This window comes from Rhodohalobacter sp. SW132 (assembly GCF_003390325.1).
Classification (GTDB): Bacteria; Bacteroidota; Rhodothermia; order Balneolales; family Balneolaceae; genus SW132.
Map to the genome: position 1 here is coordinate 96,774 of NZ_QUOK01000015.1, position 9,332 is coordinate 106,105.

The 9,332-nt window shown below is 45.5% G+C and carries 7 protein-coding genes; 5 read left to right on the top strand and 2 right to left on the bottom strand.

The genetic code is table 11. The features are described from left to right. Positions 1-9 precede the first annotated feature (9 nt). Positions 10-2,289 carry a HEAT repeat domain-containing protein gene (locus DYD21_RS20115; protein ID WP_116038818.1) on the top strand — a complete coding sequence of 760 codons (2,280 nt, stop codon included), beginning with the start codon at positions 10-12 and terminating at the stop codon, positions 2,287-2,289. A gap of 176 nt (positions 2,290-2,465) precedes the next feature. On the opposite strand, the gene DYD21_RS20120 is transcribed toward DYD21_RS20115, so the two are convergent. After that, complete coding sequence (locus tag DYD21_RS20120; RefSeq protein WP_116038819.1) at positions 2,466-3,428, bottom strand: hypothetical protein; 963 nt, start codon at positions 3,426-3,428, stop codon at positions 2,466-2,468. 250 nt (positions 3,429-3,678) lie between these two features. After that, complete coding sequence (gene icd / locus DYD21_RS20125; RefSeq protein ID WP_116038820.1) at positions 3,679-4,926, bottom strand: NADP-dependent isocitrate dehydrogenase; 1,248 nt, start codon at positions 4,924-4,926, stop codon at positions 3,679-3,681. A 176-nt stretch (positions 4,927-5,102) separates the two neighbouring features. Between icd and DYD21_RS20130 the strand changes: the two genes are divergently transcribed. The 4 genes from DYD21_RS20130 (at position 5,103) to DYD21_RS20145 (ending at position 9,320) form a co-directional block, all read left to right on the top strand. Then, on the top strand, positions 5,103-5,303 hold the full coding sequence (locus DYD21_RS20130; RefSeq protein WP_116038821.1) for a hypothetical protein: 201 nt from the start codon (positions 5,103-5,105) through the stop codon (positions 5,301-5,303). Positions 5,304-5,341: 38 nt separating this feature from the next. Next, positions 5,342-7,237: a DNA mismatch repair endonuclease MutL gene (gene mutL / locus DYD21_RS20135; RefSeq protein WP_233505598.1), complete on the top strand. Its 1,896-nt coding sequence runs from the start codon at positions 5,342-5,344 to the stop codon at positions 7,235-7,237. 131 nt (positions 7,238-7,368) lie between these two features. Next, the gene (locus tag DYD21_RS20140) at positions 7,369-8,055 is read left to right on the top strand and encodes a 2'-5' RNA ligase family protein (protein ID WP_116038823.1); all 687 of its coding nucleotides are present in this window, start codon (positions 7,369-7,371) and stop codon (positions 8,053-8,055) included. Between the two features lie 155 nt (positions 8,056-8,210). Next, entirely contained in the window at positions 8,211-9,320 is a 1,110-nt protein-coding gene (locus tag DYD21_RS20145) for a DUF3524 domain-containing protein (protein WP_116038824.1), read from the top strand. Positions 9,321-9,332 lie beyond the last annotated feature (12 nt).

Genomic DNA, 9,332 nt, shown 5'->3' on the forward strand with positions numbered 1-9,332 from the left:
TTCAAGATTATGAAAAACGTTACTATTCTGTTTACACTACTATTTGCCATTTTATTAACTCTTCCTACATCTGCTCAAGAGCACGATTATCCGGCATATCCGCCAATGGATTTCCGTTTTCAACATCTGGAGGGGACGCTTGAAATTACTGAAATGGCAGAAATTCGGGGGGATATTACCTACACTATTCGTTTTCTGGGTGAAACGTCCGATTCATTAGTGATAGATGCCGAACGTATGCAGGTTGAGGACATACGGGTGGATGAGCGAACAATGGATTTTGAATTTAGTGAGGGTAAACTCACCATTTTTCTGGATGAAGAGTACAGCAGAAATGATACCGCAACTCTTCAGATTGTCTACTCCACGAGGCCTGTATTTGGCGTACTCAATAATTACAGGGGAACGATTTTTAGCTCCGGCCTTCCGCTTTCCACCAGTCACTGGCTGCCGGTTCTCGATCACCCGGGCGTTTCCGCAACGACAGATCTTCGCGTAGTGCATCCATCATCCCGGACGATGGTGATGACAGGGCAGCAGAGATCTAACGAGGTGGTGTCAGTGGAGCAGGAAGAAACACGGTATGCGTCTCAATATCCCGTGCCGTTAACATCACTATTCTTTGCAGTAGGACCATTTCAGTCCGATTCACGATCGATTGATAACGTACGGTATCATATTCACACAGAGCGGCCGAACGGGACTGAACTGGAGGAGTATCGCCTTCAAAATATTGCTGCTGAAACGATTGAAGAACTGACTGAAATTACGGGGATTGAGTACCCGTTGAGTGATCTTCATATCCTGATTCTCAATGACCTGATTGGGGAAGAGCGGCCGTTTGGAGCCGGAACTGTACTTGTGGATGTAAATCATTCGATTGATGAACAAATTATTTTTGGCACCGCAGGGCAGTGGGCCGGTGTAATGGTGCGTGAAATGGAGTGGAAAGATCCGGAAGCATTGCAGCTTTTAATGGGATTCTTTGCCGAAAAACTCGACCTGAATCTGCCTGCTACTGTTTTTGATACCGATCTGGAAGAACAATATGATGCTCTCCGGCCCGGTGCGGTTCATACGTACAGGCACTTTCTTCGTGAAAATCCTTCCGTTAAGGAATGGATCGAAGTATCTCTCTCCTCAATCTTTGACGAACGGGAATATCCGCTGACCTGGAATGATTTCACGCGCATGATATATCGGGAAAGTGGTCAGTATTTGACGGATAAGCCTGTTTTTGAAGCACCGGTTGAGGAAATTGAACAGCGTTATCTTTATTCGGTGAACGTTGAGCATAACGAAGCTGAAGGGGAAGTTTTACTAAAGTTTGATGCACTGGGAGATGCACTCGATGAACTGGTTACAGTGCAAGTCACTGAATTCACATTTAACGAAAGCCGGCAGCGGGAACTTACATTTACAGGTGGCACCGATGAAATTGTACTGAGTGTACCGGCTGATATCGAAAACCTTCTGCTGAGAATTGAAGAACGGGATGATATTGATCTTGAACTGGATAAACCGTTTATGTTCTGGATCCACCAGCTCCGTAATGGAGAATCCCCAAAGGACAGGAGGGAGGGAGCTGCCGGGTTAAGAAATTATTCTGATAACCCCGATCTTCAGCTCGCACTGCTCGATATTATCGAGGATGAATCCGATGCGGACGTATATGCCGAAATTTTAAGGACGCTTTCTTTTGTTACGGACGGTGCCAGCGGAACATCAGATATGTTTCTCAGCCGTACTCGTTCCGATCATCCGGAGCGTGTTCAGATTGAGGCAGTGCGTGCGTTAAGCTCCTATGGTGAAAATGATATGGTGATCAGCAGATTGCAGTCGATCATCCGCTCATCAGAAAATGAAACCATGAGAAGAGAAGCGATTCATTCACTTGCCGCCATCACCGACCTCGACCGCTTCACAACGATCACCGAATCCCTGATTGTTCAGGAATCGACACTTTATGAGGTTCCGTTGCTGCTCGAGACGTTATCATCAAAAGGCGGTGAAGAACGGGCTGTTCAGCTGGCGGATACATTTTTAAGCACCGAATTTCCTTATGAATTGCGCAGCCGGTCACTGCAACTTATTCTGGATCTCGATCAGTCGCAGCAGGGATGGGAGAATCGGATTGATGATCTTATTACTGACCGCGACCCCAGGATCCGGTATCTCGCAGTAGGTGGATTGCAGCATCTTTCCGATGAGAAAATACGCGAACTTTTGGATGTGCGAAAAACTGAAGAGTTCGACTTAAGGGTTTATAGAGGGCTCGAAGAACTTTAAGTCATAAGTAGCTTAAAATCCCTGACAATCCGGGTTGGAAAAAGATTCATTACCAAGCTCCGCTCTCTGACAAGTCCCGCCAGGGCGCGTTAGAGAGCGGACGGGGGTGAGTCAGGAGTGATGCCCGCAGTAAAAGGGGGGACACATCAAAAAAGACATCATTAATCGATCTCAGATTACCATCCATCACTGTCATTATTCCAGTACGGATTAGACGGCTCCAAAAGGGCAATAAGATCGTTTCCATTATGATTGGAAACGGCTGTGTACCAGTAATCTCCCCATTTCCATGAAACCACATGCTTGCCCTCAATATCTTTCACATGATAGTCTTCATACGTATTACACAGCTTAACTGCTTCAGGATCTCGCTCCATATTCCGTTTTTTTTCAAGATCATCTATCCGAAATGCAAAAATATGAACAGTTTCTTCTATCCCGGACTGATAAAACTCCAGGACCGGGGTTGTAAATCCATCAGCAAAAGTAGTGTAATAAACGCTTCTTAGTTCTGCACCGGAAATGGTGGGCATCCTGAGGTTATGGGCCATTTCATCTTCAATAATCTCCGATGCATGTTCGATAGAAGCCGGCTGAAACGAAGCGATGGAGGATGAGACATGGGATCCGGTATTAAAGTGAGAAAGTGCAACCTCTTCAATATCATAAGGAACGGAATAAAGGCCGTTTGAAGAGGTTTTTTCAAGGAGCTCAATTGTGACCAGGGAAAAGAAAAATATCACACTGGCAGCAATCAGATACCGGGCAGGTTTCAGAATTGTATTGATTTTGCCTTTACCATTTTCATCTTCTGTTTTTGAAGACTCTTTAGCACCGGGGATCGATACATTTGAAGGTGAACTTCCAGATTGGATGTCAGAATTTTTATCCTCATCGGAATCGGATTTCAGGTCATTAATCATACCGGATATCTTTTTCTTAAGGTAATCCGGTGCCTGGTCAGGAGAGTATTTCGTCTTGAGAAGCTGCTTGATAAAAAGCATGCTCTCATACTGTTTTCTTATCTCGGTATCCTGTTGTATATATTGAAAGAACGCAACTTTTTCGCTCTCAGTCGCTTCATTATCAACGACGAGGGGAAGAATTTCAAGCGCTTCCTGTTTGCTCAACTTCTTCATGATTCAAACTGCAAATCGTACTTATCCAGGCTGTCTGACACACATTAGGTGTGGAGAAACGCCACGGTTAGGGTTAATGCCCATACTGAAACTCAAAACAGATGAAGCATTGGAATCATTCAGAATGGTACAAAATTGCGACATTCTAATTTTGCCATAGCAAGGTGAGGTTGAATAGATTTGAAAATAAAAACCCCGCCATAAACGGGCAGGGTTTTTTGTTGATTCAGTTTTGAAAAACCGGACCATTTTACATGTTTTCGATGATCTCTTCACCAAACTCTGAGCACTTCAGAAGAGTGGCTCCTTCCATCAGGCGTTCAAAGTCATAGGTGACTTTTTTGTCGCTGATAGAAGCTTCGAGGCCTTTTTCGATCAGGTCTGCGGCTTCGCCCCATCCCATATAACGGAGCATCATTACAGCAGAAAGAATAAGTGAACCGGGATTCACTTTGTCCTGTCCGGTATACTTAGGAGCCGTTCCGTGAGTAGCTTCAAATACGGCAATTCCACTTTCATAGTTGATATTTGCACCCGGTGCGATACCAATACCGCCTACGCAGGCAGCAAGTGCATCGGAGATATAGTCGCCATTCAGGTTCATTGTGGCAATCACATCGTATTCATCCGGACGGGTAAGAATCTGCTGCAGGAAGGCATCAGCAATCACATCTTTAACCACAATACCGTTCGGCAATTCGCACCAGGGCCCTTCGCCGATAACTTTAGCGTCGAACTCTTCTTTTGCTACTTCATATCCCCAGTTCTTAAAGCTACCCTCGGTAAACTTCATGATATTGCCTTTGTGTACCAGGGTTACGTTTTTGCGTCCCTGATCAATGGCATACCGGATTGCAGATCGAACCAGGCGCTTGGTTCCCTCAATAGAGATCGGCTTAATACCGAGAGACGAGGTATCCGGGAAGCGGATGTTCTTTGTGCCAAGATCATCCATCAGAAATTTCTTCAGCTTGTCGTTTTCGGGAGTGCCGGTCTGATACTCAATTCCGGCATAGATATCTTCCGTGTTTTCCCGGAAAATCACCATGTCGGTCAGTTCAGGCTGCTTTACCGGGCTGGGTGTACCGGTGTAATACTTAACAGGACGCACGCAGGCGTAGAGGTCCAGCTTCTGACGAATCGCCACGTTCAGTGAACGGATTCCGCCGCCTACCGGTGTGGTGAGAGGTCCTTTAATTCCGACTTTGTAATCGGTAAAAGCTTTTAGTGTATCTTCCGGCAGCCAGGTGTCTTTATCGTACTTCTTAAGCGCTTTTTCACCGGCATATACTTCGAACCAGTTAATTTTTTTCTTACCGCCAAACGCCTTTTTAACGGCGCTGTCAACAACATGAATCATTACGGGAGAAATATCGATGCCGATACCGTCGCCTTCAATGTATGGCACAATGGGATCGTCGCCAACATTCAGCGATCCATCGGCTTTTTTTTCGATAATTGTTCCTTGGGTAGGTTTTTCTAATTTTTCAAAACTCATCTTTGTGATTTTAGGTTTGGAATTAGCTCAAAAGAAAATAGTGAAAAAAAGAACCTATTGCTGAACGACCGGATGTTAAAATAAAAGCGGATTCCACTGCACATTCATCATGGCAAATTGTATATTTACAATGTAGTTGCCTGCGCTTCGTTAAAAGTGAAATAAACGGAAGAACTATGATTAAACCGATGTTTGGCCACCGGCCAAAGCCCAGAAGATTTAATATGCCCCTTCGCTATTACAATCCTGAAGAGGATGAAAAGCGAAGAAAACGGATCCGCATTAAAGTAAACCGGCGGAAAGACAGATACAGCGGACGTATACTAATTTATGTTGTTGGTTTATCTGTTGTGGTATGGATCATCTCTTTACTTTGATAATTTAATTATTAATCACGTACGCAATTCAGAAGCATTTGAAGAGTATTAGCAGTGAGACGGACAATTCGATCATTGAATCGATGCCACCCGAACTTTCCAACAAAATTGCAGCGGGCGAAGTTATTCAGCGGCCCGCTTCCGTAGCCAAAGAACTTCTCGATAACGCCGTAGATGCCGGTGCCGACCGCATTAAACTAATTGTGATGCAGGCCGGCCGAACGCTGATTCAGGTGATCGACAACGGCTGCGGTATGTCAGCCAGGGATGCACGACTCTGTTTTGAACGCCATGCCACATCAAAAATTAAATCAATCGACGACCTGTTTAAGATCCGTACGATGGGCTTCAGAGGGGAAGCGATGGCATCAATTGCATCAGTATCGCAGGTTGAGCTGAAAACCAAACGTGTGGAGGATGAGGCCGGAACACTCCTTGAGATCTGGGGCGGTGAGGAGAAAAAGTTTGAACCCGTGGCAACTGACGACGGCACATCAATTGCTATTCGGAACTTGTTCTTTAATGTTCCTGCCCGGCGTCAGTTTTTGAAAACCGATGCAACCGAACTGCGTCACATAATCAAAACATTTCATCACGCGGCCCTGGCAAATACGGAGATCGCCTTTGAGATGCACGCAGACGGCGATAAAATTTACCAGCTTCCGGCGCAGTCACTTCAACAGCGTATCACCGAACTGTTTGGGAAACGGTATCGCGCCAGTCTCATTCCGTTCAGTGAGGAAACCAGCTATGTGAAAATCAGCGGCGTTCTGGCCGATCCAAAACTGGCAAAAAAAAGCCGGGGAGAGCAGTTTCTTTTTGTGAACGGGCGGCCATTTCAGCACCGTTCCCTTAGCTATGTGGTGCTGAGTCTGTTTGATGCGTGGACCCGAAAAAATGAATACCCTTTTTATGCGATTTTCCTGGAAATCGATCCATCGATGGTGGATGTGAATGTGCATCCCGCAAAGATGGAAGTGAAATTTGAGGATGACCGAAGCGTGGTTCAGCTGACCCGATCGGTCGTGAAAAAAGCGATCAACGAATATTTTGTCGTACCTGATGTGCAAGGTCAAAGATCTGAATCATCCGGACAGGATTTTGACGTCAGTTTTGAACATTTTGGCAGACATGGGGGAGGATCCTCGGGATTTCCTCAGGGTTCCGGCCGCGATACGAACCGGGGGTACGGCGGACAAAAACCATCCGGCGGGAGCGGGGAGAATTTTAGTTTTCCGTCACGTATAAACCGCCGAGAACGTATCGGGGACGGAGAGGAGCAAGCTGACCGACTTTATGGTTCGCCGGAAGAAGAACAGGCATTTAGTGCAGAGAAAGAAGAACGGACAGAATCGGCATCTCCTCAAAAAAAAGAGAAAGGGTTTTGGCAGCTTCACAACCGGTTTATTCTAACACAAACGCGTACGGGACTTTGTGTGATCGATCAGCATGCAGCACACAAACGGATAATCTACGAAAAGACACTCAGCGCTACAGAAGAATCCCTCCCCGGTACGCAGCAGCTTCTTTTTGCACAAACAGTTGAACTGAACGCTACAGAATTCTCGCTTCTAAAAGAACTCCACGACATCATTCAGAGGATGGGATTCAGCATTGAACTGCTCAGCGGAAATACAGCCATTATTAACGGGGTTCCGGCTGATATCGATATCGGGGATGAACAGGGCGTACTTCGCGCCATGCTGCAGCAGTACCGCAGCCTCGACAAAAAGCTGTCGGTTGATTCACGCCGAAAAGTGGCGATCGCATTTGCCGCACGCACGGCCATTCCGCGGGGGAAAGTGCTGACAGAATCGGAGATGGAGATGCTGATTGATCAGCTTTTTGCCTGCGAAGAGCCGTATCACGATCCGCTTCAGAAGCCAACGCTCATCTACATGCCGATGGACGAGATTCAGAACCGGTTTCGGTGATACAAGGAAGGATTCGTACGAGGGATATTTCCCAGAATTCTACAGACAACTACAAAGGATGCTAATGTATGAATTGAGGGTATAATTTATCTGCATGATCCGATTAATCATCCAACAATCTGCATTTCCTTATGAAATTAGGATCACATTACGATACTCTTTGGAACCGCTCTATTCAAAAATTCAAAACGGGTAAATTTATCTATGATCCATTCATTGAGTCAGATGATGATACTCGTTATGGAATTACGTTACTTGCCCGCCCAGCCTCGCATGTAAAAGAGAAAATTCAGGCTATGGAAGAAACATTACGAAAGGTTGCTCCACATCAATATTATTATCCAAAATCGGATCTGCATGTTACGGTATTGTCTATAATCTCCTGCTATCCGGGGTTTACTCTCGATCAGATCAATCCTTCAGAGTATTGCGAAATTATCCAGGAGGCTGTAAAATCTATTTCCCCTTTCCGACTGACGTTCAGAGGTTTAACAGCTTCGCCATCCAGTATTTTAATCCAGGACTTTCCGAATGACAATCAATTAAATTCTATTAGAAATAACTTGAGAGAAACATTCAGGGAAACAGAACTTAAGAATTCGATTGATACACGATATCATCTTCAAACAGCTCACATAACTGCAGTTCGGTTCAAACGACCCTTAGTAAATGAAAAAGCATTTATAACTGCCATTACCCGGCTGAAAACAACAGATTTCGGAGACTGCTTGATAGATGAACTCGAACTCGTCGCAAACGACTGGTATCAGAGTGATAGAAAAGTAAAACAGATTCAAAAATTCAGACTGTACGAATGAGAATTAGTCTGTCCGACGACAAGTTTTTGGTGCGAAACAATTATAAGGAACGGATGATATAGTCCAGTCATTTTTTTGATGAGATGCGGATTACTATATTCCCATTTTCCCGGAAGGGTTAAACAGATCAAATAAATCAAACCAAACCATCCATCTTGAACATACTTGCGGTAGAACCTTTTTACAGCGGATCTCACAAAGCGTTTCTGGACGGGCTGCGTGAAAACAGCTCTCACAACATCCTTCCCATTAAACTGAACTACAAAGGATGGAAATGGAGAATGCATGGCGACTCGGTGAAACTGGCCGAGATGACCTCCCATGTGGAAGAGAAGATCGATCTGCTTTTGGTGAGCAGCATGACCAACCTGCCCGCTTTCCTGGCGCTCACCAATCCGCGGTTTGCATATACACCCAAGGTGATGATGATGCACGAAAATCAGCTCACGCAGCCGCTGCCGGATGGTGAAGATCGTGACATGACCTATAGCTATATCAACTACCTGAGCATGCTTTCGGCTGATGAACTTCTCTTTACCACCCGTTTTCATTTGGATGATCTGCTGGATGAACTTCCGAGGTTTCTCGACCATTTTCCTGATGACAAATATTTCAACACGATTCAGCAGATACGCGATAAGAGCCGTGTATTTTATCCCGGACTGAACCTGAGCGTGTTTGATGAGCAGCCCGACATCCGGTCAAAAAATGAGCGTCCGGTGATTGTCTGGAATCAGCGCTGGCAGTTTGATCGGAATCCCGGCATGTTTTTCAAAGTGCTGAACCGTCTGAATGATATCGATCTGGAGTTCGACCTGATTCTTGCCGGCGATACAAAACATCAGAAACCGGAAGAGTTTGAGCGCGCCTGGAAACGGTTTGGAGATCAGATCACCCATTTTGGATACGTGGAAAATGTAGAAAACTACAGCCGGCTGCTCCACTCAGGCGATATTGTGGTTTCAACCGCATCCCATGAATTTTTCTGTGTTGCAATTATGGAGGCAATCTACTGCGGCTGCCACCCGCTTGTGCCAAACGCTCTCCACTATCCCGAGCTGATACCAGATACCCTGCACAAACCACTTCTCCACGCTCCGGTTCTCTATGATTCAGAAGATGACCTCTTCCACATCATGAAAAAACTGCTGACCGGTGAGATGAAACCTCTCCCGAAATCATCCCTCCAGAATATCAACAAACACCTGGACTGGAAACGGGTGATTGATGAGTATGATCGGCTTTTTGAAGAGATCAGTGTTTAGTGATGAGTTCTT

What these genes read in the sequence shown, in the direction of transcription:
- DYD21_RS20115 (WP_116038818.1), top strand. Translation starts at nt 10, where the DNA reads ATGAAAAACGTTACTATTCTGTTTACACTACTATTTGCCATTTTATTA.
- icd (WP_116038820.1), bottom strand. Translation starts at nt 4,926, where the DNA reads ATGAGTTTTGAAAAATTAGAAAAACCTACCCAAGGAACAATTATCGAA.
- DYD21_RS20120 (WP_116038819.1), bottom strand. Translation starts at nt 3,428, where the DNA reads ATGAAGAAGTTGAGCAAACAGGAAGCGCTTGAAATTCTTCCCCTCGTC.
- DYD21_RS20140 (WP_116038823.1), top strand. Translation starts at nt 7,369, where the DNA reads ATGAAATTAGGATCACATTACGATACTCTTTGGAACCGCTCTATTCAA.
- DYD21_RS20130 (WP_116038821.1), top strand. Translation starts at nt 5,103, where the DNA reads ATGATTAAACCGATGTTTGGCCACCGGCCAAAGCCCAGAAGATTTAAT.